Source organism: Klebsiella sp. MISC125 (assembly GCF_051131775.1).
GTDB lineage: Bacteria > Pseudomonadota > Gammaproteobacteria > Enterobacterales > Enterobacteriaceae > Klebsiella.
Map to the genome: position 1 here is coordinate 1,898,308 of NZ_CP180448.1, position 24,471 is coordinate 1,922,778.

Below are 24,471 nucleotides of genomic sequence, written 5' to 3' on the forward strand. Positions count from 1 at the left end.
GAGAACATCATGACCTTACCGAAAATTAAACACGTCCGCGCTTGGTTCATCGGCGGTGCTACCGCAGAGAAAGGCGCTGGCGGCGGCGATTATCACGATCAGGGAGCGAACCACTGGATTGATGACCACATCGCGACCCCGATGAGCAAATACAAACAGTATGAGCAGTCCCGCCAGTCTTTTGGCATCAACGTGTTGGGTACGCTGATTGTCGAGGTCGAAGCGGAGAATGGGCAGACCGGGTTTGCGGTGTCAACGGCGGGTGAAATGGGCTGCTTTATCGTTGAAAAGCACCTGAACCGCTTTATCGAAGGCAAATGCGTCAGCGATATCAAACTGATCCACGATCAGATGCTCAACGCGACCATGTACTACTCCGGCTCCGGCGGCCTGGTGATGAACACTATCTCCTGTATCGATCTGGCGCTGTGGGATCTGTTCGGCAAAGTGGTTGGCCTGCCGGTGTATAAACTGCTGGGTGGCGCGGTGCGCGATGAAATTCAGTTCTATGCGACCGGCGCGCGTCCGGACCTGGCGAAAGAGATGGGCTTTATCGGCGGCAAAATGCCGACTCACTGGGGGCCGCACGATGGCGATGCGGGGATCCGCAAAGATGCCGCGATGGTCGCTGGCATGCGCGAAAAATGCGGTCCGGATTTCTGGCTGATGCTGGATTGCTGGATGAGCCAGGACGTTAACTACGCCACTAAGCTGGCTCACGCCTGCGCGCCTCATAACCTTAAGTGGATTGAAGAGTGTCTGCCGCCGCAGCAGTACGAAGGCTATCGTGAACTCAAACGCAATGCGCCAGCCGGGATGATGGTCACCAGCGGCGAGCACCACGGCACGCTGCAATCATTCCGCACGCTGTCGGAAACCGGCATCGATATTATGCAGCCTGATGTGGGCTGGTGCGGCGGCCTGACTACGCTGGTGGAGATTGCCGCAATCGCCAAAGCGCGCGGTCAACTGGTGGTCCCACACGGGTCATCGGTCTATTCGCACCACGCGGTCATCACCTTTACCAACACGCCGTTCAGCGAATTCCTGATGACCAGCCCGGATTGCTCAACGATGCGCCCGCAGTTTGACCCGATTCTGCTGGGTGAACCAGTACCGGAAAATGGACGCATTCATAAATCTGTGCTGGATAAACCGGGTTTTGGCGTTGAGCTGAACCGCGACTGCAATCTGCAACGTCCTTATAGCCACTGATCCCGCCGTGCCGCACAGCGCTGATGTGCGGCCCATTTTTGAGGATATTACGATGAGCAACACCTTGCTTGAGAGCGTGGTGAAGAAAAGCCGCGCCCGTTTGATTCCCTTTATGCTGGCGCTTTACGTGCTCGCATTTCTTGACCGTTCGAATATTGGCTTTGCCAAAGAGACCTACCAGTTGGATACCGGGCTAAGCAACGAAGCCTATGCGCTGGGAGCGGGGATTTTCTTTGTGGTGTACGCCTTTTTGGGGGTACCCGCTAACCTGTTGATGCGTAAATTCGGCGCGAAAAAGTGGATCGGCTGCACCACGCTGCTGTGGGGCGTTCTGTCTGCGGCGATGGCCTGGGCGGATACGGAAACGAAATTTCTGCTGGTGCGCACTTTACTCGGTGCCGCCGAGGCGGGCTTCTTCCCTGGCATGATCTATCTGACTTCGCAATGGTTCCCTCAGCAAAACCGCGCCAGCATTATGGGGCTGTTTTATATGGGCGCACCGTTGGCGTTAACGCTGGGCTCACCGCTCTCCGGCGCGCTGCTGGAAATGCACGGTTTTATGGGGCACCCCGGCTGGTTCTGGATGTTTGTTATCGAAGGGCTGCTGGCGGTTGGCGCCGGGTTCTTTACCTTCTTTTGGCTTGATGATACGCCGCAAAGCGCACGTTTTCTGACTGCCGCTGAAAAGCAGGCGTTGATTAGCCAGCTTGCCAGCGAAGAGGAGAAAAAGGTCACGTCGCGGCTGTCCGATGCGCTGCGCAATGGACGCGTCTGGCAGCTCGCCATTATCTACCTGACGATTCAGGTGGCGGTGTATGGTCTGATTTTCTTTCTGCCGACTCAGGTTGCCGCTCTGCTGGGCACCAAAGTGGGATTCTTTGCCTCGGTGGTGACGGCGATTCCGTGGGTTGCGGCATTGTTTGGCACCTGGTTTATCCCGCGTTACTCCGACCGCACCGGAGAGCGCCGTAACATCGCGGCATTCACCCTGTTGGCGGCGGCGATCGGTATTGCGGTCTCCGGGCTGGTGTCACCGGTACTGGCGATTATCGCGCTGTGCGTGGCGGCGGTCGGCGTGATTGCCGTGCAGCCGGTTTTCTGGACCATGCCGACGCAATTGTTGTCCGGCACCGCGTTGGCCGCAGGCATCGGCTTCGTGAACCTGTTCGGTGCGATTGGTGGTTTCCTGGCGCCGATTATTCGCGTCCAGGCCGAAACGATTTTTGCCAGCAATTCTGCCGGATTATTGACGCTCGCCTGCGTGGCGATTGTTGGGGTTGTTATTATCTTTTCACTGCGCGTTAATCGCACGGTGCCGCAGGCTGGCAGCGTACAGCATTAATTTAAGGGAGAACTATGAACGCAATTTTATCGAACCCATTTAAAGCGGGATTATTGAAGGGAGAAACGCAAATTGGCCTGTGGCTGAGCTCGACCTCTTCCTATATGGCAGAGATCGCCGCCACCTCGGGTTACGACTGGCTGCTGATTGATGGTGAACATGCGCCAAATACCATTCAGGATCTCTACCACCAGCTACAGGCGGTCGCCCCCTACGCCAGCCAGCCGGTGATTCGCCCGGTAGAGGGCAATCGTAGCCTGATTAAACAGGTACTGGATATTGGTGCCAGAACGCTATTGATCCCGATGGTCGATACCGCCGAACAGGCGCGAGATATTGTTTCGGCAACTCGCTATCCGCCGGTGGGTACGCGCGGAGTAGGGGCCGGGGTCGCTCGTGCAGCGCGCTGGGGGCGAGTGGAAAACTATATGGCGCAGGCTAACGATGAGCTGTGTTTGCTGATTCAGGTGGAGAGCAAAACGGCGCTCGATAATCTGGATGCGATCCTCGAAGTGGAAGGCATTGACGGCGTGTTTATCGGCCCGGCGGATTTATCGGCCTCGCTGGGGTATCCGGATAACGCCGGTCACCCGGAGGTGCAGCGGATCATTGAGCAGAGCATCCGGCGTATTCGCGAGGCCGGAAAAGCAGCCGGATTCCTGGCCGTCGACCCGGAGATGGCGCACAAAGCGCTGGCCTGGGGGGCAAATTTTGTTGCCGTGGGCGTCGATACCAACCTCTATACCAGCGCACTGGATAAGCGCCTGGCGATGTTCAAACCGGTATCTGAACAGGCGGAGGGAAAGGGGAGCTACTAGTCTCCCCACCGCAGGCGCTGACCTCAGGCCAGCGCCTGCGCCAGTAGGGTGATGGGATGTTCGCAGCGTTTGCTGGTGGACATCTCAATTTGCCACTTGCAGGTTTCGCAATCGGTTACCACCAGGTCAGCGCCGCTCTCTTCAATTTGCCGAAACAACGGTGCGCCAATCGCCTGCGATGAGTCGTAGTTCTCCGACTTAAACCCGTAGGTTCCGGCGATCCCGCAGCACTGGGAGTCGAGCACTTCAAGCTGCAATCCGGGGATTAGCCGCAGCAGCTCAAGGGTATACAGCGACCAGCCCATTTTCTCCATATGACAAGGCGTGTGGTAAACCACCTTCAGCGGCAGCGGTTTTAACTTCAGAGGCCGACCCGCATCCAGTTGACGCCAGATCCAGCGGGTTGCCAGCTCGACTCGATCGCGAATGTCGTGGTTGTCGATATCAAGCACGTGCGGATATTCATCGCGCAGGGTAAAGGTGCAGGTTGATGACGTGGCGACAATCGGCAGGCTATTTTCCCGCATCGCGGTGACGTTGCTCAGCGCCTGTTTACGCGCTTTAGCAAAAAAACCGTTGGCAATCAGCGGCACGCCGCAGCACTTCTCTTTGCTGAGCAGTTGAACGCCGATGCCCATCGCATTCAGTACATGAACCAGATCTTTGCCGAGCTGAGGATAGTTGTAGTTCACATAGCAGCCGTGAAAGAACGCCACCTGCTCGCTGTACTGCGCCTGTTGGGCGGCCAGTTGACGAAAGGCGTGGCGGAAGGTGCCAAAGCCATATTTGGGCAGCGTGCGGCGATGGTCAATTTTGAGCGCCGCATCCAGAATCCGGCGTACCGGCATCAGCCCGGTGGCGGCGTTGACCAGTGGAGCAAACGGCGTGGAGAGTGTCCCCATTAGATCGGTATGACTGAGGATCGCATCGCGTAATGTCGGCTTTTGCTGGCTGTATTGGATGCGTGCCCGCTGGATAATATCGCCGATTTTGACATCTGAAGGGCAGGCCACCTCGCAGCGTTTGCAGTTGATGCAATATTTTAACGCTTCGTCGTAAAGCGCCCCGTCTTTCAGTCGCAGGCGTTCGCCGTCCGGGCCGGCCTGTTTTGGCCCCGGATAGCGCGGATTGACCCGACTGACCGGACAGGTCGTGGTGCAAACGGTGCATTTAATACAGTGTTCGAATCGGGTGTCGTTCATGATTCACCTCCGGCAAGCTCGCTGATTAGCTTCGCGGCGTGTAGCGCCGTCACCGCACAGACGCCGCCGCCGCATCCCAGCTCGATAGCATCAAAACCACCGAGCACAGAGCCAATGGCGAACAGGTTTTTCAGCGGCTCACCCTGAAGCTGCGGGCGCAGGGTGGCATCCGTTTTCAGGCCGAAGCGCTGCCACGGTTGCGAGGCAAAAAAGTCCCGTTGATACCAGCTTTCGCGCGGCAGCGTCTGCTGAAGGTCGAGGCCAAGAATCGGCTCCCGCACGCCGTTTCGTTCGGCGACCAGCCCATTGCTAAAAAAGCTGCCGCTGGCCAGCACCGTGAAGCGCGGGCGCAGTGGGATATCGCCGTGGTTGCGCGTCCAGACTGCGTTAACAAGGCCGTCCTGGTGGCTGATATTGACCGCTTCGTCGCCGGTAAGCCAGATGCCGCCGCTACGGATAAAATGACGCTGGAGCTGAGCGTGCAGACGCATGCCTGGCACCGACGGCGGCAGAGTGGGCAGCAGGCGAAGCGGGCAGGGCAGACGCTGTTGGAGCCAGCGATACAAGCGGTCGTCGGCGAGGCCGAAGCAGGCGGGCATGATTAGCAGGTCGTGTTGTTGCGCCAGCGGACGAAGCGCCGTCAGCAGCGCGGGCCAGTGGGTTTCATCATCCAGCAGGCGGGCAATATTGGCGGCGCGAAATTCGGACGGGTTATCGCGCAGGACGTCGAGCAGCGGTAAATCAATCTCTTGCGCAGTGGCGCTGATGCCGTTCTGATTCAGGGAGGCGGCGGCCAGATGCGGTTGAAAATCGGCAAAACCGCTGATGCCGACCAGGCCAACCTGACGGGCTGGCAGCGGCGCGGTGGCGATCTCCTGCGGTGAAAGCCAGGCCGCGCGTAGCGTGCCTAACGGTGTGACCCGCAGATGCGGCTGGCTGGCATCTCCCTGCATAGCGATATTGCAAGAAGCGAGCAGACTCTGGGTTTGCGCGGCGTACGCCATGACCTGTTCAACGCCAAGTCTGGCATAAGGGTGTTCGGGAAGCTGATTTGTTAACTGGCCGATACCGTGAGCGACATCGGTGACGGTTTCGCCGTTCGGCAGCGCGGAGAGTAAATCCAACGAGGCGGAAGAGAAGTGCAGTGCACTCTGACCACGGCTGATAATCACGCTGCGCAGGCCTCGTTGGTTTAGCGCCAGTCCGCACAGGAGTCCGGCGAGTCCGCCGCCGATAATCGCGCAATCAAACTTCATCCTGATGCTCCTTTTCTAGCCCGCACAGGCCGAGATAGACCCAGCGGGTGAATTCGCTTTCGCGTAGCGCATCGCCCCAGGCCACGGGCTGCACGCCTTTCCAGCGTTCGTTGAGAAATTCGGACAGCTGCGTTAGCGAGCGGGCGGAGGTGGTGACGTTGAAACGCTGGAGCAGTCCGGCGGCGCGGCAGGCGCAAAGCTCGCCCTGGCAGGTTCCCATGCCAATCCGGGTACGGCGGCGTAAATCGAGCAGGTTATTTACCGCCAGATTTTCTACCGCGTACTGAACTTCTCCGGCGGTGACCGCCTCGCATTCGCAGATCAGGCTGCGGTGCTGACGGCTATCGCCAAGCCATGCCGGGGTGCGGTCGCCGTGGCGGTAAATAGCCGACCCGCGTAGCGGCGCGGGTAAAGAGATAATTTTGCGCAGGGTGGTTTCCGTCGGTTCTTGCGAGCCCGGCAGCGGCGTGTCGGCGGTGGTGCAGGCGACGGCGTTACCGAGCTTGCGGCATACGGCATTGGTGGCCCATTCCGCCATCAGGCGATAGGTCATCAGCTTGCCGCCGGTAATGGTAATAAAGCCTTTCAGACCGTCGCGCTCGGCGTGGTCGAGCAGAACGATGCCGCGGCTGACGCTACGTCCGCTCGGGTCGTCATCGCTGGCGACCAGCGGGCGCACGCCGGAGTAGGCGCGCAGTACCCGAGTGCGGCCCAGTACCGGGGCCAGCTTTTCGCCTTCGCGCAGTAGAATATCAACTTCGGCGGCGGTGACCCGATTGTCATCAATCTCATCGTAAGCGATGTGCGTTGAGGTGGTACCAATCAGCGAGATGGTATCGCCGGGGACCAGGATATCGGCATCGGCAGGTTTACGGCAGCGGTTGATAACCTGCTGGTTAATGCGATGGTCGAGGATGAGCAGCGAGCCCTTAGCCGGGAACATGGCGACGCGCAGGTCGGCATATTCGGCGATGCGCTGCCCCCAGATCCCGGCAGCGTTAACCACCACGCTGGCGCGTAGAGTCTGCGTCTGACGCTGTGAGTGGTTGTAGAGCTGTACGCCACTGACGGTATCGCCATTGCGCAGCAGACTTGTCACTTCGCAGCCGGTATAAATCAAGGCGCCATGCTCGCGAGCATCCAGCATATTGGCGGCAGTGAGGCGGAACGGGTCGACGGTGCCGTCAGGAACCTGCACCGCGCCGAGCAGCGTTGGGTTGACCGCAGGCTCAATGCGCAGCGCCTCGGAAGGCGTCAGAGGATTGGCATCGATACCCGCTTGTTGACAGGCGGTAATAAAGGTTTGCTGGTAGGCCAGGTCGTCTTCGGGAAGAGTGATAAACAATCCGCTGGTCGGTTCAATACAGTGGCGGGCGATGCGGCGTAAAATGCGGTTTTCGCTGATGCACTCCCGCGCTGATTCGCTATCGGTGACCGCATAGCGCGCGCCGCTATGCAGCAATCCATGGTTGCGGCCGGTTGCGCCGGTGGCGATATCATAACGCTCAACCAGCGCCACCTTCAGTCCGCGCAGCGCGCAGTCGCGCGCAATTCCGGCACCCGTTGCGCCGCCGCCAATGATAATGACCTCGAAGTCTGAGTTGGCAGAATTCATTCTGTGCCCCCGATGTTCGTTTTACATCATTAAGGCACGTATTTATTTATTTTTGTTTGATATCGAGCATATTCGAACTCAAAACGAAAATCTTTTGCCGTTTTGTGCAGCGGATCGTTTAAATTTTACCTTCTGTGACCAGTTGATGGAGGCACTCATTGAGTATCTGCAAGGGGCTGCCCGTTACTGGAGGGTGGTTGGCAATAAGAGAAATATGTCGATAAAAGGCTGGCTCCAGGGCCACGGAACGCAGCGGATGCTCCAGCGCTTTGAGCGTCAGTTCGGGGAGCAGCGCGATGCCCAGTCCCTGGCGGATAAAACTGATGGCCGTTGCCGGGTGGTTGAATTCATATTTAATCTCGGGCGTAATATTGTGCTCTTTAAATAACGCCATAATACTTAGCTCATAGCGGCCTGTACTGGTAATTAACGGCTCGCTGAAGAGATCTTCAAGCTTTACGGAGTCGCGCTGTGCAAACGGGTGGTTTTCCGGAACCACGACGGTGAATTTATCTTTGTAGACCGGAAGGGAATACATATTGGGTACCGGAGAGTGAACAAAACCAATATCAATTTTATCCTGGCGCAGGGATTCAATAATTTCCGTACTGTTGGCTTCGTGGGGAATAATTTTAATCTGCGGGTAGTATGTTTCAAAATAGCGTACCACCTGCGGTAAAATGCAGGCGCAAATACTGGGGAAGCAGCCAATACGCAGTAATCGTAACGGTGACTGTTTTTCCTGTTCGGCGATTTCTTTCACCGCGTTGACCTCATGCGCCAGCCGTCGCAGATGGGAGACAATCCGTTCACCGACTGCCGTTAGCGTGATGGCCTTTCGCCGCTCGCGTACTACAATTACGACTCCCAGCTCCTCTTCCAGTGCATTAATCGCCTGACTGACGGCTGATTGGGTCATGTACAGGCGTTTTCCCGCCTCGGTAAACCCGCCGCATTCAAGCACCATGAGTAGAGCGTTTATCTGTGTTAGTGTCATTAGTGATTTCTAATCAAAGTCATTAATAGGATTAATTTTACTAATGTAATGTGTTTTCATATAATTTTTCAACAGGCTTAATCACAAAATCACGTACGCAATCATCTGTGTCGATAGTCTACTTATCCGTTAGATATCGATGATGAATGTGATGCTACGCGCCGTATAAACAGGGTGCTTATCGATGAAAGAGAAATTATGGACGAAAGATTTTTGGGCAATAACTATTATTAGTTTTATTATCTTCTTTGTTTTCTATGTACAGCTAACGCTGCTTCCTATTTATATTGCCGACAATTTGCATGCCACCGCTGACAAAGCCGGACTGCTGGTAACCTGTTTTCTGATCGCGGCGATTATTATTCGCCCGTTTGCCGGGCAGTGGGTAGGGAAATATTCGAATAAAACGGTTCTGATGCTTTCTTCTCTGGCCTTTTTGGTAGTGACTGCGTTATATCCGCTTTGCCATTCTATCGAAGCATTGCTATTTATTCGCGTGCTTCATGGGATCACCTTTGGGGTGATAACAACGGTGAAGGGGACGATTTCTGCGCGGTTAATACCGGCCTCCCGACGTGGAGAGGGCATCAGTTTTTTCTCATTAGCGATGGGGCTGGCGATGGTGGTGGGACCGTGGATCGGTCTGAATATGGCGCGGCATAGCGCGTATATTGAAGCGTTCTGGTTGTGCACCGGCGTCTCGATTGTCAGCATCGTGCTGGCGCTGATTGTGGCCGTGCCGCCGGTGATTCGCCATGCCGACGGTTCAAAACCGAAGCTGGGTTTTGCTGCTATGCTCGATCGCGCAGCCATGCCGTTTGCCCTGGTCACCTTCTTTATGACCTTTGCCTATGCTGGCGTTTCTGCTTTCCTTGCCCTGTATGCCCGCGAATTAGATCTGATGGCCGCAGCGAGTAATTTTCTGCTGTGCTATGCCATATTTCTGATGATCTGCCGTGCCTTCACCGGTAACGTCTGTGATAAAAAGGGGCCGAAGTATGTGGTTTATCCCTGCCTGTTCGCATTCACTGTAGGCCTGGTGGTACTGGGCTATACCCATGGCAGCATCACCATGGTTTTATCTGGAGCGCTGATTGGCATTGGCTACGGTTCCGTTACGCCAATATTCCAGACGCAGATCATCAGTTCGGTAGAGCCGCATAAAATCGGCGTGGCGAACTCACTGTTTTTTAATGCGATGGATGCGGGACTGGCGCTGGGTGCTTTTGTTATGGGCTTGATGGTGGATGGCGTGGGCTATCGTTCAATTTATCTGATGGGGGCGGTGCTGGTGGTGCTTGCCGGCGCGCTGTATATCCTGCAGATGAAAAAACGCGGTGACGTTAAGCTGGTCTCCGCGCACGAAGTACATTAAATATTACATCTCAATTTCAATGTCCCCTTTTGCCCGGCAGCAGCAGGGCAAAATCTCTCCCGGCTGGATAAACGCCAGCGGCTCGGTTAGCCAGTCAACCTGACCGGCAACCAGCCGCGTGCGGCAGGAACCGCAGTAACCTTCGCGGCACTGATACTCCACGTCGATGTTATGCGATTCCAGGGCTGCCAGCAGGGAGGGGTGTTCATCCTGACACTCAAGGCGAGTGTCAGAAATCTTCAAAAAAATGCGTTTCATCAGAGCTGGAAGTTGCTCAGATCGTCAGCATCGACTTCTGCGTCGATTTGTCCGACCAGATAAGAACTGACTTCTACTTCCTGCGGGGCAACCTGTACGTTATCGGACACCAGCCAGGTGTTGATCCACGGGATCGGGTTGGAGCGGGTCTGGAACGGCAGATCGAGACCGACCGCCTGCATGCGAATGTTGGTGATGTATTCGACGTACTGGCACAGAATATCTTTATTCAGGCCGATCATCGAACCGTCGCGGAACAGATAATCTGCCCACTCTTTCTCCTGCTGGGCCGCCAGGACAAACAGGTCATAGCACTCCTGCTTGCACTCTTCGGCGATTTCCGCCATTTCCGGGTCATCGACGCCAGAACGCAGCAGGTTCAGCATATGCTGGGTGCCGGTCAGGTGCAGCGCTTCGTCACGGGCAATCAGGCGGATAATCTTGGCATTCCCTTCCATCAGCTTGCGCTCGGCGAAGGCGAATGAGCAGGCGAAGCTGACGTAGAAGCGGATGGCTTCCAGCGCGTTAACGCTCATCAGGCAGATATAGAGTTTCTTTTTCAGTTCGCGCAGATTAACGGTGATGGTTTTACCGTTAACGCTGTGCGTACCTTCGCCCAGCAGATGCCAGTAGCTGGTTAGCTCGATCAATTCATCGTAATAGCTGGAGATCCCTTCCGCGCGTTTCTGAATCTGCTCGTTGGTGACGATATCGTCAAACACCACCGCCGGATCGTTGACGATATTACGGATGATGTGGGTGTAGGAGCGCGAGTGGATCGTTTCCGAAAACGCCCAGGTTTCAACCCAGGTTTCCAGTTCCGGAATTGAAATCAGCGGCAGCAGAGCGACGTTCGGGCTGCGGCCCTGGATGGAGTCGAGCAGCGTCTGATACTTCAGGTTGCTGATGAAGATATGTTTTTCATGCTCCGGCAGCGCCTGGTAGTCGATACGGTCGCGGGAAACGTCAACTTCTTCCGGACGCCAGAAGAAGGAGAGCTGCTTTTCAATCAGCTTTTCGAAGATGTCATATTTTTGCTGATCGTAGCGGGCGACGTTCACCGGTTGACCAAAAAACATCGGCTCAAGCAACTGATCGTTTTTAGTCTGTGAGAAAGTGGTATATGCCATTGAAGTGAGTCCTGTTGAGATTGTATCACCCGGCGGCACTTCGTTTGCCGGGCCTACAAAACCGTATGCCGGGTAAGCGTAACGCCACCCGGCAAAATAACTTAGATCTTACATGCGCCGCTTTCGCAGCCATCGTCCTGAATGGACGGCGCCAGGTCATCCTGGGCATCTTCCGCGCCATCACGGGTGTTGTGATAGTACAGAGTTTTCACGCCGAATTTATAGGCATTGAGCAAGTCTTTCAGCAACTGCTGCATCGGCACTTTCCCGGATGGGAAACGCGTCGGATCGTAGTTGGTGTTGGCAGAAATCGACTGGTCGATAAACTTCTGCATGATACCCACCAGCTGTAAATAACCATCGTTGCCCGGCATTTCCCACAGCAGCTCGTAGCCGTTCTGTAGTTTTTCGTAGTCCGGCACCACCTGACGCAGGATACCGTCTTTCGACGCTTTGATGCTGACGTGGCCGCGCGGCGGTTCAATGCCGTTAGTGGCGTTGGAGATCTGCGAAGAGGTCTCGGACGGCATCAGCGCGGAGAGCGTGGAGTTACGCAGGCCGTGCGTTTTGATCGATTCGCGCAGGGCTTCCCAGTCGTAGTGCAGGGATTCGCTGACGATAGCATCGAGATCTTTTTTATAGGTATCGATCGGCAGAATGCCTTTCGCATAGGTGGTTTCGTTAAACCACGGACATGCGCCTTGCTCGATAGCCAGCTCGTTAGAAGCTTTCAGCAGGTAATACTGAATGGCTTCGAACGTTTTGTGCGTCAGGTTGTTGGCGCTGCCGTCGGAATAGCGTTTGCCGTGCTTCGCCAGATAGTAGGCGAAGTTAATCACGCCAATGCCCAGCGTACGACGACCCATGGCGCCGCGTTTGGCTGCCGGGATCGGGTAGTCCTGATAATCAAGCAGGGCATCCAGGGCGCGAACCGCCAGCACCGCCAGATCTTCCAGCTCATCGAGGCTATCAATTACGCCAAGGTTGAAAGCGGACAGGGTGCACAGCGCGATTTCGCCATTTTCGTCGTTAACGTCTTCCAGCGGCTTGGTCGGCAGAGCGATTTCCAGGCACAGGTTGGATTGACGCACCGGCGCGACAGTCGGGTCAAACGGGCTATGGGTGTTGCAGTGATCAACGTTCTGAATATAGATACGGCCAGTAGAAGCTCGTTCCTGCATCATCAGTGAGAACAGTTCAACGGCTTTGATCCGCTGTTTGCGGATGCTGGTGTCCTGCTCATATTGGGTGTACAGGCGCTCGAACTCGTCCTGATCGGCGAAGAACGCGTCGTACAGACCCGGAACGTCGGATGGGCTGAACAGGGTGATATCTCCGCCTTTCAGCAAGCGGGTGTACATCAGCTTGTTGATCTGCACGCCGTAGTCCATGTGACGAACGCGGTTAGCGTCGGTACCACGGTTATTTTTCAGTACCAGCAGGCTTTCGACTTCCAGATGCCACATCGGGTAGAAGAGGGTTGCCGCACCGCCGCGCACGCCGCCCTGAGAGCAGGATTTCACTGCCGTCTGGAAGTGTTTATAGAATGGGATACAGCCGGTGTGGAACGCTTCGCCGCCGCGGATCGGGCTGCCCAGCGCACGAATGCGGCCAGCGTTAATACCGATACCCGCACGCTGAGAAACGTATTTCACAATCGCGCTGGAGGTGGCATTGATGGAATCCAGGCTGTCACCGCACTCGATCAGAACGCAGGAGCTGAACTGGCGAGTTGGGGTGCGCACGCCGGACATAATCGGCGTGGGCAGCGAGATTTTAAAGGTCGACACCGCATCATAGAAACGCTTCACGTAGTCCAGACGGGTTGCGCGCGGATAGTTAGAGAACAGGCACGCGGCGACCAAAATGTACAGGAACTGCGCGCTTTCGTAGATCTCGCCGGTGACGCGGTTCTGCACCAGGTATTTCCCTTCCAGTTGCTTAACTGCAGCATAGGAGAAGGTCATATCACGATCGTGCTCGATGAACGAATCCATCTGCTTGAACTCTTCTTCCGTGTAGTCTTCCAGCAGATGAGTATCGTATTTGCCGTTTTTCACCATCTTTGACACGTGATCGAACAGCGCTGGCGGCTCAAACTGGCCGTAGGCTTTTTTACGCAGATGGAAAATCGCCAGACGTGCGGCGAGATACTGGTAATCCGGTGCCTCGCGGGAGATAAGGTCCGCAGCGGCTTTAATAATAGTTTCGTGAATATCGGCGGTTTTGATGCCGTCATAGAACTGAATGTGTGAACGCAGTTCTACCTGAGAAATCGAAACGTTATTCAGTCCTTCTGCCGCCCAATCCAGCACGCGGTGGATTTTGTCGAGATTGATGCGCTCGGTGCTACCGTCACGCTTTGTCACCAGCAGACTCTGATTCATGTGGATTATACCTGTCCGTGAAAGAAAATATCCCCCACTTATCCACAGATAGCCGTTGTGACTAACTCTGTGGATAAATACTATATGTAGGGGGTGGTCGATAAAAGAAACGCTATATGGTGAGTATTCTAGTAAGGATTCTTTTGAGTACAAGAGTTGATTTTGAGGTTAAATTGAGGTTGCGGAAGCGTAATGATCGCTAAGTCCACGCCACATAAGGCCTGGAAGAGATGTCAATAAATCAGAAAAAAAAATGAAAATTTGATCGAGTGCTGATTTCTTCATCGCAAGAAAAAATCACGCGGCTTGATGCCGCGCAATCATCATAAGAAAAGCTGCTGACGTTATGCGCTTTTGGCTGTTGTATGCAACATATAGTTAACATCAACGCCGGGTGCCAGCTTGAAGGTGTTGGTCAGTGGATTGTAATGCAGGCCGGTAATATGCTGCTCTTTCAGAATAGTCTGATCAATCCAACCAATTAGCTCCGCAGGTTTAATGAATTTCTTCACGTCATGGGTCCCTTTTGGCACCATCTTCATAACGTACTCAGCACCTACCACCGCCATTAGCCAAGCTTTACCGTTACGGTTAATCGTGGAGAAGAAGACCTGGCCGCCTGGTTTTACTAATCGCGCGCAGGCGTGAACTACGGATTGCGGATCAGGGACATGCTCCAGCATCTCCATACAGGTGACGACGTCATACTGCTGAGCGTGCTTCGCCGCGTGCTCTTCAACCGTTTCCTGGACATAGGTGACCTGAATTCCGCTCTCCAGCGCATGCAGTTTGGCGACCTGTAGCGGTTCAAAACCCATATCCAGGCCGGTCACCGTTGCGCCTTCGCGCGCCATGCTCTCTGCAAGGATGCCGCCACCGCAGCCGACATCGAGCACTTTTTTGCCGAACAGGCCGCCGGAACGCTCTGCTATATAGCCAAGACGCAGGGGGTTGATGCGATGTAATGGCTTGAACTCGCCCTCTAAATCCCACCAGCGCGATGCGACAGCTTCAAATTTGGCGATTTCATTATGATCAACGTTGGGGGCCACCGACGGTTTTTCGGCATTCATGGGCGCTTTTACTCCTTTTCAGTTCAGACCCGCGAGTATATCAGCAGACCGCTATGAATAAACCGTATATACCCGTCGCCTTTCGTACTACCTCTTCGTTGGCTTCACGCACTCACCCGAATCACTTACTGCAGTAAGCTCATCGGGACTCCTACGTTTGCCGCCTTGATGCAGCACGAAATTCATTGGGTATAGGTTTACCCGTATCACCGCGGCTGTGTTATAATTTGCGACCTTTGAATCCGGGATACAGTAGAGGGATAGCGGTTAGATGAGCGACCTTGCGAGAGAAATTACACCGGTCAACATTGAGGAAGAGCTGAAGAGCTCGTATCTGGATTATGCGATGTCGGTCATTGTTGGCCGCGCGCTTCCGGACGTCCGAGATGGCCTTAAGCCGGTACACCGTCGCGTACTATACGCCATGAACGTATTGGGCAATGACTGGAACAAAGCCTATAAAAAATCTGCCCGTGTCGTGGGTGACGTCATCGGTAAATACCACCCGCATGGTGATACCGCCGTTTATGACACCATTGTTCGTATGGCGCAGCCATTCTCCTTGCGTTACATGCTGGTAGATGGCCAGGGTAACTTTGGTTCTGTCGATGGGGACTCCGCTGCAGCGATGCGTTATACGGAAATCCGTATGTCGAAGATCGCCCACGAGCTGATGGCCGACCTGGAAAAAGAGACGGTAGATTTCGTCGATAACTACGACGGCACCGAAAGAATTCCAGATGTTATGCCGACTAAGATCCCGAACCTGTTAGTTAACGGTTCGTCCGGCATCGCGGTGGGTATGGCGACTAACATTCCGCCGCACAACCTGACCGAAGTGATCAACGGTTGCCTGGCCTACGTTGACAACGAAGACATCAGCATTGAAGGGCTGATGGAACACATTCCTGGTCCGGACTTCCCGACCGCTGCGATCATCAACGGTCGTCGTGGCATTGAAGAAGCCTACCGCACCGGTCGCGGCAAAGTATACATTCGCGCCCGCGCGGAAGTGGAAGCTGACGCGAAAACCGGTCGTGAAACTATTATCGTCCACGAAATTCCGTATCAGGTGAACAAAGCGCGCCTGATTGAGAAAATCGCCGAGCTGGTAAAAGACAAACGCGTTGAAGGCATTAGCGCGCTGCGTGACGAGTCTGATAAAGACGGTATGCGCATCGTGATTGAAGTGAAACGCGACGCGGTGGGTGAAGTGGTTCTCAACAACCTCTACTCCCAGACCCAGTTGCAGGTCTCCTTCGGTATCAACATGGTTGCATTGCACCATGGTCAGCCGAAGATCATGAACCTGAAAGAAATTATTGCTGCGTTTGTGCGCCACCGTCGTGAAGTGGTGACGCGTCGTACTATTTTCGAACTGCGTAAAGCGCGTGACCGCGCACATATCCTCGAAGCGCTGGCGATTGCTCTGGCCAACATCGACCCGATTATCGAGCTGATCCGCCGTGCGCCGACCCCGGCTGAAGCAAAAGCTGGCTTAATCGCGCGTTCATGGGATCTGGGCAACGTTTCCGCGATGCTGGAACGTGCCGGTGATGACGCCGCGCGTCCGGAATGGCTGGAACCAGAATTTGGCGTGCGTGATGGTCAGTATTATCTGACCGAACAGCAGGCCCAGGCGATTCTGGATCTGCGTTTGCAGAAACTGACCGGTCTTGAGCACGAAAAACTGCTCGACGAGTACAAAGAGCTGCTGGAACAGATCGCTGAACTGCTGCACATTCTGGGCAGCGCCGATCGCCTGATGGAAGTCATCCGCGAAGAGCTGGAGCTGGTTCGTGAACAGTTTGGCGATGCGCGCCGTACTGAAATTACTGCCAACAGCGCCGATATCAACATCGAAGACCTGATCAACCAGGAAGATGTTGTGGTGACTCTGTCCCATCAGGGCTACGTGAAGTATCAGCCGTTAACCGATTACGAAGCTCAGCGTCGTGGTGGTAAAGGTAAATCTGCGGCACGTATTAAAGAAGAAGACTTTATCGATCGTCTGCTGGTGGCCAACACCCATGACACGATCCTGTGCTTCTCCAGCCGTGGTCGTCTGTACTGGATGAAGGTTTATCAGCTGCCGGAAGCGAGCCGTGGCGCGCGTGGACGTCCGATCGTCAACCTGCTGCCGCTGGAAGCCAACGAACGTATCACCGCTATTCTGCCGGTGCGCGAGTACGAAGAGGGCGTGAACGTCTTTATGGCCACCGCCAGCGGTACCGTGAAGAAAACGGCGCTGACCGAGTTCAGCCGTCCGCGTTCAGCCGGTATTATTGCGGTTAACCTCAACGAAGGCGATGAGCTGATTGGCGTCGATCTGACCTCGGGTCAGGATGAAGTCATGCTGTTCTCTGCTGCCGGTAAAGTTGTGCGCTTTAAAGAAGATGCTGTTCGTGCGATGGGTCGTACCGCGACCGGCGTGCGCGGTATCAAGCTCGCAGGCGAGGATAAAGTCGTTTCGCTGATTATTCCGCGTGGCGAAGGGGCTATCCTGACCGTGACGCAGAATGGCTACGGCAAACGTACTGCGGCTGAAGAGTATCCGACCAAATCTCGTGCGACGCAGGGCGTTATCTCGATCAAAGTGACCGAGCGTAACGGTTCCGTGGTGGGAGCGGTGCAGGTAACTGATACCGACCAGATCATGATGATCACCGATGCGGGCACGCTGGTGCGCACCCGCGTATCGGAAGTCAGCGTGGTAGGGCGTAACACCCAGGGCGTTATCCTCATCCGCACCGCGGAAGATGAAAACGTGGTGGGCCTGCAGCGTGTTGCTGAGCCGGTTGATGATGAAGAACTGGATGCCATCGACGGCAGCGTAGCGGAAGGCGATGAGGATATCGCGCCGGAAGCGGACACTGACGATGATATCGCCGAAGATGAAGAGTAATTCTCTGCGGTAATTGTTCTGAAAGGGTCGGGGTTATCCCCGGCCCTTTTTGTTTCCCCGTTGCGGGACTGTTATTTTATCGTTACCTTAACCCATTCTGTTGAGTCCCTGACGGCCGAGCATCGCCACATTGAAATATCTAGCTTCTTTCCATACGACGTTAAAGGTTTCACGCTACCTGTTCAGAGCGCTGGCGGTACTGCTGTGGATGCTGATCGCTTTTGTCTCGGTGTTTTACATCGTTAATGCCCTGCATGATCGGGAATCGGAAATTCGTCAGGAATTTAATCTGAATGCCGATCAGGCGCAGCGTTATATTCAGCGTACGGCAGACGTTATCAAAGAGCTGAAATACGTCGCGGGTAATCGGCCAATGAACGGCAGTGAAGGCGGTGATGCGCCAGTACAGAGTGGCGATATTGCGATCCCTAATTTTGAACCGCTATACCCTGATTCCGACTGCGCGCTAATGAGCACTACCTGGCGTAACTCTCTGCAGTCGCTGGCGTGGTTCATGCGCTATTGGCGCGACAACTTCTCTACGGCGTATGATCTCAACCGTATCTTTTTGATTGGCAGTGATAATCTCTGTATGGCTAACTTCGGCCTGCGGGATGTACCGCTGGAGCGAGATCAGGCGCTTAAAGTTTTACATCAACGTATCGAGCAATATCATAATGCTCCACAAAACGAACGTGGCAACAACCTGTTCTGGATAAGCCAGGGCGTGCGTCCAGGCGTTGGGTATTTTTACGCGCTGACGCCGATATATATGGCTAACCGGCTGCAGGCGATGCTTGGCGTGGAACAAACTATCCGCATGGAAAGTTTCTTTACTCCGGGTAGTTTGCCGATGAACGTCACTATTCTTGACGATAACGGTCAGTCACTCATTTCGCTCGCCGGGTCAGACAGCAATATTAAACCTGACGCGAAGTGGATGCAGGAACGGTTATGGTTTGGCTATACCTCGGGCTTTCGCGAACTGGCGATGAAAAAAAGCCTGCCACCGTCATCTTTGAGCATCGTCTATTCAGTGTCGGTGGAACAGGTGTTAGAACGCATCCGGATGCTGATCCTTAACGCCATTGTGCTCAATATCCTGACTGGGGTTATCCTCTTTGCGCTGGCCCGGATGTATGAGCGGCGGATTTTTATTCCGGCAGAAAATGACGCCCAACGCCTGGAAGAGCATGAGCAGTTCAACCGAAAAATTGTGGCTTCCGCGCCGGTAGGGATCTGTATTTTACGTACGCTCGACGGAACTAATATCTTGAGTAACGAGCTGGCGCATAACTATCTCAACATGTTGACGCATGAGGACCGGCAGCGGTTAACGCAGATCATCTGCGGTCAGCAGGTGAACTTTGTTGACGTGCTGACCAGTAATAATACCAATCTGCAAATCAGCTTCGTTCACTCGCGCTATCGTAACGAAAACGTGGCGATTTGCGTGCTGGTGGATGTCTCGGCGCGCGTCAAAATGGAGGAGTCGCTGCAGGAGATGGCCCAGGCCGCAGAACAGGCCAGCCAGTCGAAATCGATGTTCCTTGCCACCGTTAGTCACGAACTGCGCACGCCGTTGTACGGGATTATCGGCAATCTCGATTTGCTGCAGACGAAAGAACTGCCGAAGGGCGTTGATCGCCTGGTGACGGCGATGAATAACTCCTCCAGCCTGCTGCTGAAAATTATCAGCGATATCCTTGATTTCTCGAAAATTGAGTCCGAGCAGCTCAAAATTGAACCACGGGAGTTTTCGCCCCGTGAAGTGATGAACCACATTTCCGCTAACTACCTGCCGTTGGTGGTGCGCAAACAGCTTGGGCTGTACTGCTTTATTGAACCCGACGTGCCGCAGCTGATGTCCGGTGATCCGATGCGCTTGCAGCAGGTTATTTCAAACCTGCTGAGTAACGCGATTAAGTTTACTGATACCGGCTGCATTATCCTGCATGTAGAGCGGGCGGGCGACTACCTACAAATTAGCGTGCGCGACACCGGAGAAGGGATCCCGGCAAAAGAAGTCGTGCGTCTGTTCGACCCGTTCTTCCAGGTCGGTACCGGCGTGCAGCGTAACTTCCAGGGAACCGGTCTCGGTCTGGCGATTTGTGAAAAGCTTATCAGTATGATGGATGGCGATATCGCCGTCGAAACGGAACCGGGCATGGGTAGCCGGTTCACTATTCGAATTCCACTGTATGGCGTACAAAATACGCCGCCGCTGATTATTGATAGCCTGTCTGACAAATGCTGTTGGCTGGCGATTGATAACACCTCTTTGGCGCTGTTTGTCGAGTCTTTGCTGAAATACCGCGGTATTCCTGCCCGTCGTTTTGAAGGGCAAGCGCCGGGAGCGGATGATATTTTGTTGACCGATAGCGAGACTAATGCGGCATGGCCAGGAAGCGCCGTGATTATCTTCTGCCGTCGGCATATCGGTATTCCGCTAGAGCGAGCGCCGGGTGAGTGGTTGCATAGCGTCACGACGCCGCATGAACTGCTGCCGCTGCTCGGACGCATCTTCCATATCGCCGTCGATAGCGCGGAAAATGGCCCCGTGCTATCCGCGCCAGAAACGCAAACTGCCGACAATGATGACATGATGATTCTGGTGGTGGATGATCATCCAATCAACCGGCGTCTTTTGGCCGATCAGCTGGGATCTCTGGGCTATCAGTGCGTCACCGCAAACGACGGGGTCGATGCGCTTAACGTACTGAGTAAACAGCACATTGATATTGTGCTCAGTGACGTCAACATGCCGAATATGGATGGTTATCGACTGACTCAGCGCATTCGTCAACTGGGATTGACGTTGCCGGTAATTGGCGTGACCGCTAATGCGCTGGCCGAAGAGAAGCAGCGCTGTCTGGAGTCCGGTATGGATAGCTGTTTATCCAAGCCGGTAACCCTCGATATTATCAAACAAACATTGACGGTCTATGCCACACGGGTGCGCAAGGGAAGGGCGTAAGGGATTTTCCCGGATAGCGCGGCGCTATCCGGGAAGAGAGAGGTTAGTCTTTGTCCGTAGAACTCAGAGAAACGGAAGAGAGGTAGTTCAGCAGGGCGATATCGTTTTCCACGCCGAGTTTCATCATCGCCGATTTTTTCTGGCTACTGATGGTTTTGATACTGCGGTTCAGCTTTTTGGCGATCTCGGTAACCAGGAAGCCTTCGGCGAACAAGCGCAATACTTCACTCTCTTTTGGCGACAGGCGTTTGTCACCGTAACCACCGGCGCTGATTTTTTCCAGCAGACGCGAAACGCTTTCCGGGGTGAATTTCTTGCCTTTCTGCAATGCGGCCAGCGCTTTCGGCAGATCGGTCGGTGCGCCCTGTTTCAGTACGATCCCTTCGATATCCAGATCCAGTACCGCGCTAAGGATCGCCGGGTTGTTATTCATCGTGAGAACAATGATCGACAGATCCGGGAAATGACGCTTGATATATTTGATAAGCGTAATTCCATCACCGTACTTGTCACCGGGCATGGATAGGTCGCTAATCAGGACGTGAGCGTCCAGCTTAGGAAGATTGTTGATTAATGCCGTGGAGTCTTCAAACTCGCCAACAACGTTCACCCACTCGATTTGCTCAAGTGACTTACGAATACCGAACAGTACGATCGGATGGTCATCGGCAATAATTACGTTCATATTGTTCATGTATTAGGCTACCTTGCTACAGCAAGCTCTTGACGTAGACGTCAATGTCGCTGATATATTTTTCTATGCCTTGAGTATCTTTTTCACGAATCAGATGCTCAAGCGTTTCACATAATTGCTTGCCGGGTACCAGATTAAGCATAGCAAACGCCCCTTTGAGGCGGTGAGCGGTTTGCGCCAGCGCGGCTAAATCGCTCGTTGCCAGTTCATTATACAGCCTCTTAACATCATCTGGTACCGTGTCGGCAAACAGCGCGTAATAGCCGCTGGCATGCAGTTCGGCGTTACTCACGCTTTCAGGGGGAGAGGGCTGCCCCTCTTCATCAGCCAGTTGCTGCTCTATCAGCTGAAGAATAGCTTCCTGCATCGCGGTGCTGATATTAAAATTGACGCGGAGCTGACCTGGACTAATCTTATGAATCCCGACTTCATCATCGCTTAAAAGCAAGCCTGAAGCAGTAAGATTAGACGGATTATCCGTTAAAAAGAGATCATATTGTTGACTTGTTATTCTATCATCCGGCGAGATGCAGGTCGCGCCCCAGCTTTCGAGCTGACGCGTAACGATACGGCGCACCTCATTAGAGGTAACATCAAGCAATACCACAACATCATCCAGTAGATGTTCCCCTGAATCACTCTCTTCTTCACTGGCCGCCATTTTAAGATGCAGGGAATAGCGGGTACCCAGAGACTCGCGGGCTTTGATATTCAACTGTCCACCGAGCTTGCGGGTTAGGCGATCGCAGAGCCAGAAGGTAAGGGCGTTAGCTTTACCATAGAGGTCTGACTGCGTCTCGTTGAGGAACGGGAAGTGCATATTATCGATTTCGTCACTGGAAACTCCATTACCGGTATCAAGAATACGGAAGGTCAGGCGATCGTCTGCCGACTCATCTTTACTCACTTCCAGAGTGATTTTGCCAATCTGAGTCGTGGTGACCGAGTACTGAATTAACAGTAAAAGCGTGCGGCGCAACGCATCGCGATCGCCGTAACGTTGCTCATTTGCCGGTAGTGCATTGTTAATCAGTAGCTGCAACCCTTTGCGTTTGATGATCGGTAAGACTTCAGGTACCACTTCATCTATGAGTTCCTGAATGGAGAACAGGCCCTGGGCGCTTTTCCAGCTGTCGCTCTCAAGGAGGTTTGCCAGTTGAATCTCATCCACCAGCTGTACCAGTTCATCTGCATGCTGGGCCAGCTTATGGCTTTCAGCAATACCGAGCGCCGCCGCTTCTTCTGCCAGCGTTTGCGCAGGTTGTTTTAGCGCAGCGCCGATATGCTGCATAAAGGCAGCGCGGCCTTGCTGGTTTTTCTCGTACAGACGTTGAGCCTGTTTGAGTTTCCTGGCGACCAGAACTTCACGATCCTGATCGCGAATGATGAAGATTTGCGTACGCGGTGAGACCTGGCTGCGGAACTGGCGGATTTCATACAATTCATTATTCACCGTGGCCTGAATGACGCCCTGGTGCTGATCGGCCATATTGATAATATTCTGCAGGTTCAAATGCGGCAGCAGATGATCGGCGATAGGATTGCTGATGATCGTACGATTAGCCTCCTGGTCATGAACCAACAGCCCCAATGGCAGTAGCGAGACTATCTCTTCATGGATTGCGCGTTGGGCGCGTAATTCGCTATTGGCAGCCGAAGATACCGCTGTGCTGACCACGTTTTTACGGCCGCTGTAGTGGCGAAAGGTCGTGAAACCGAACAGCGTCAGCGCCAGCAGGCCGATATTCAACAGCAGCGGCAGCAAAATATTCTGTAAGGACTCCAGGATCAGCTCGCTGAAGGGCACCATCCAAACCAGCCGCATACCGGTGGTATTAATGGTGGTGGTAATTTCAATCCGCGGGCCATTAAAGTTGATGCTGACGATATCGGTGGCTTCTTTGTCCGGATTGTTGCTGATGCTTTGCGACGGATCGGGTTCAAGACGGAAGCTCTCCAGCGACATACTGGGAGGAATGAGATCGTTAATGGGGAGATCGAAAGCCACAACGGTCGCCAGGTGACCCGGCTGGTTAAAAGTGGTGCGTAAAGTAAAGTAGTAACCGTTCTGCCATGCGAGATGACGCAGTGACGAAAATGTCTCACGTTCATCTAATGTATTTGCCTGGAGCAACATTTCGGCCCGTCGGGACTCCACGACGCTGCTGATGGTTGACTCTTTAAAGCTGGAGGAGAGATCTTTTAACGGCAGCGTTGAAACTAAAATAAGGCTGTTATCGAGTCCGTTAAGGTAATACATCGACCAGGGAATGGTCTCCGCGCCCCATAAGATGTCGAGATAGTTGGTGATTTTTTGCGTCATTTCCAGCGTTGAGCTGTCATGAGAGCCAAAAATCAGCGCTTCTGTTTTGCGCCTGGGTTTCTCCAGGTAGTAAACATCCTGTTTCAAACGCGTTTCTTGTAAACCGCTCTCTCCGGTTGCGCCGGGAGAGGTTGCCGCGATGTTGTCATATATTTGCCAGGTGGCGTAGCGCCAGGTATCAATACGCTTATGCAAGTCATAGCTGACATCGACAACCTGATAACTTTTGTCTTTCAGCCATGCGTTGACGGCGCTTTGAATCATGACCCCCATCGTCGCCAGCAGGACGATGACCATTAAAATGAAGAAACGGGTAATGTTGCCGGGGATCAGGGAAAATTTTTTCGGGGTCATCGTGTGAGAGTATGACTCATCAGTGTTTGTAAACGGAATGTTGCGCCCGGGTAACTGGGAGCAGGACGGATGCTATAGCCAGTATAAAGGCTAATGCCGTAAATCCATACAACTGAATATCATACATTGTTTTATTTGCCTTGAGATTCATCTTAGATCCGCGGCGGCAGACAAACATGAACAGTGCGATTGTTTTTGTACAATTACTTACTGATTTTTCAAATTAAATAGCACTAATTAACAAGAAATTGTGCGAATAACCTTAGTTCTGCGCGTAAGTTGTTTGATTAATAACCGTTATTTTTTGTTGTGCCAGGATGGGAATAATTAAAGATGTGTAAAGAAGGGTAAAAAAAACCGGATGCGAGGCATCCGGTAGAAATAGGGGTAAACAGACATTCAGAACTGAATGACGGTAATAAATAAAGTTAATGATGATAGCGGGATTAATTTTAGTCTCAGTTGAGATTTTTGTTTTACCATTCAGTGCTATAGGAATGTTAATGTGTAACGCACTGATATTGATTGGTAATTTTAATTTTTTGATTAT

16 protein-coding genes are annotated in these 24,471 nt (G+C 53.7%); 6 read left to right on the top strand and 10 right to left on the bottom strand.

The features are described 5' to 3' along the window. Positions 1-9 precede the first annotated feature (9 nt). Genes rhmD through yfaU form a run of 3 tightly spaced genes read left to right on the top strand, consistent with a single transcriptional unit; the run spans position 10 to position 3,375 of the window. Positions 10-1,215, top strand: a complete 1,206-nt coding sequence (gene rhmD / locus ACMYSL_RS09080) for an L-rhamnonate dehydratase (RefSeq protein ID WP_434662285.1) — start codon at positions 10-12, stop codon at positions 1,213-1,215. A gap of 52 nt (positions 1,216-1,267) precedes the next feature. Beyond that, complete coding sequence (locus ACMYSL_RS09085; protein ID WP_112213022.1) at positions 1,268-2,557, top strand: MFS transporter; 1,290 nt, start codon at positions 1,268-1,270, stop codon at positions 2,555-2,557. Positions 2,558-2,571: 14 nt separating this feature from the next. Next, positions 2,572-3,375 (top strand): 2-keto-3-deoxy-L-rhamnonate aldolase, encoded by an 804-nt coding sequence (gene yfaU / locus ACMYSL_RS09090; RefSeq protein WP_304260716.1) that lies wholly within the window; start codon positions 2,572-2,574, stop codon positions 3,373-3,375. 23 nt (positions 3,376-3,398) lie between these two features. Here yfaU and glpC read toward each other — a convergent pair whose 3' ends face one another. From glpC to ACMYSL_RS09110, 4 genes are all read right to left on the bottom strand, one after another. Then, entirely contained in the window at positions 3,399-4,577 is a 1,179-nt protein-coding gene (glpC, locus tag ACMYSL_RS09095) for an anaerobic glycerol-3-phosphate dehydrogenase subunit GlpC (protein ID WP_434662288.1), read from the bottom strand. Next, positions 4,574-5,833 carry a glycerol-3-phosphate dehydrogenase subunit GlpB gene (gene glpB, locus ACMYSL_RS09100; RefSeq protein ID WP_434662289.1) on the bottom strand — a complete coding sequence of 420 codons (1,260 nt, stop codon included), beginning with the start codon at positions 5,831-5,833 and terminating at the stop codon, positions 4,574-4,576. The genes glpC and glpB overlap by 4 nt, the downstream gene beginning before the upstream one ends. Beyond that, the gene (glpA, locus tag ACMYSL_RS09105; RefSeq protein WP_434662292.1) at positions 5,823-7,448 is read right to left on the bottom strand and encodes an anaerobic glycerol-3-phosphate dehydrogenase subunit A; all 1,626 of its coding nucleotides are present in this window, start codon (positions 7,446-7,448) and stop codon (positions 5,823-5,825) included. Before glpA ends, glpB begins: the two co-directional genes overlap by 11 nt. A 118-nt stretch (positions 7,449-7,566) precedes the next feature. Then, positions 7,567-8,445, bottom strand: a complete 879-nt coding sequence (locus ACMYSL_RS09110) for a LysR family transcriptional regulator (protein WP_434662293.1) — start codon at positions 8,443-8,445, stop codon at positions 7,567-7,569. A 184-nt stretch (positions 8,446-8,629) separates the two neighbouring features. Here ACMYSL_RS09110 and ACMYSL_RS09115 point away from each other — a divergent pair, with 184 nt between their 5' ends. Beyond that, a complete protein-coding gene (locus tag ACMYSL_RS09115; RefSeq protein WP_434662295.1) occupies positions 8,630-9,820 on the top strand; it encodes an MFS transporter in 1,191 nt (396 codons plus the stop codon). Between the two features lie 3 nt (positions 9,821-9,823). Here ACMYSL_RS09115 and yfaE read toward each other — a convergent pair whose 3' ends face one another. The 4 genes from yfaE to ubiG form a co-directional block, all read right to left on the bottom strand. Beyond that, positions 9,824-10,078, bottom strand: coding sequence for a class I ribonucleotide reductase maintenance protein YfaE (yfaE, locus tag ACMYSL_RS09120; protein WP_110272320.1), 255 nt, complete (start codon positions 10,076-10,078; stop codon positions 9,824-9,826). After that, positions 10,078-11,208 carry a class Ia ribonucleoside-diphosphate reductase subunit beta gene (gene nrdB, locus ACMYSL_RS09125; protein ID WP_110272321.1) on the bottom strand — a complete coding sequence of 377 codons (1,131 nt, stop codon included), beginning with the start codon at positions 11,206-11,208 and terminating at the stop codon, positions 10,078-10,080. The genes yfaE and nrdB overlap by 1 nt, the downstream gene beginning before the upstream one ends. A gap of 101 nt (positions 11,209-11,309) precedes the next feature. Beyond that, a complete protein-coding gene (gene nrdA, locus ACMYSL_RS09130; RefSeq protein ID WP_181485520.1) occupies positions 11,310-13,595 on the bottom strand; it encodes a class 1a ribonucleoside-diphosphate reductase subunit alpha in 2,286 nt (761 codons plus the stop codon). Between the two features lie 344 nt (positions 13,596-13,939). Next, on the bottom strand, positions 13,940-14,668 hold the full coding sequence (gene ubiG / locus ACMYSL_RS09135; RefSeq protein ID WP_434662298.1) for a bifunctional 2-polyprenyl-6-hydroxyphenol methylase/3-demethylubiquinol 3-O-methyltransferase UbiG: 729 nt from the start codon (positions 14,666-14,668) through the stop codon (positions 13,940-13,942). Between the two features lie 271 nt (positions 14,669-14,939). On the opposite strand from ubiG, the gene gyrA reads away from it, so the two are divergent. Further along, positions 14,940-17,573 (top strand): DNA topoisomerase (ATP-hydrolyzing) subunit A, encoded by a 2,634-nt coding sequence (gene gyrA / locus ACMYSL_RS09140; protein WP_304260695.1) that lies wholly within the window; start codon positions 14,940-14,942, stop codon positions 17,571-17,573. Positions 17,574-17,703: 130 nt separating this feature from the next. Then, positions 17,704-20,550, top strand: coding sequence for a two-component system sensor histidine kinase RcsC (rcsC, locus tag ACMYSL_RS09145; RefSeq protein ID WP_434662301.1), 2,847 nt, complete (start codon positions 17,704-17,706; stop codon positions 20,548-20,550). A 43-nt stretch (positions 20,551-20,593) separates the two neighbouring features. On the opposite strand, the gene rcsB is transcribed toward rcsC, so the two are convergent. Next, positions 20,594-21,244 (bottom strand): response regulator transcription factor RcsB, encoded by a 651-nt coding sequence (rcsB, locus tag ACMYSL_RS09150; RefSeq protein WP_110272326.1) that lies wholly within the window; start codon positions 21,242-21,244, stop codon positions 20,594-20,596. A gap of 16 nt (positions 21,245-21,260) precedes the next feature. Further along, the gene (gene rcsD / locus ACMYSL_RS09155; RefSeq protein WP_434662302.1) at positions 21,261-23,921 is read right to left on the bottom strand and encodes a phosphotransferase RcsD; all 2,661 of its coding nucleotides are present in this window, start codon (positions 23,919-23,921) and stop codon (positions 21,261-21,263) included. Positions 23,922-24,471 lie beyond the last annotated feature (550 nt).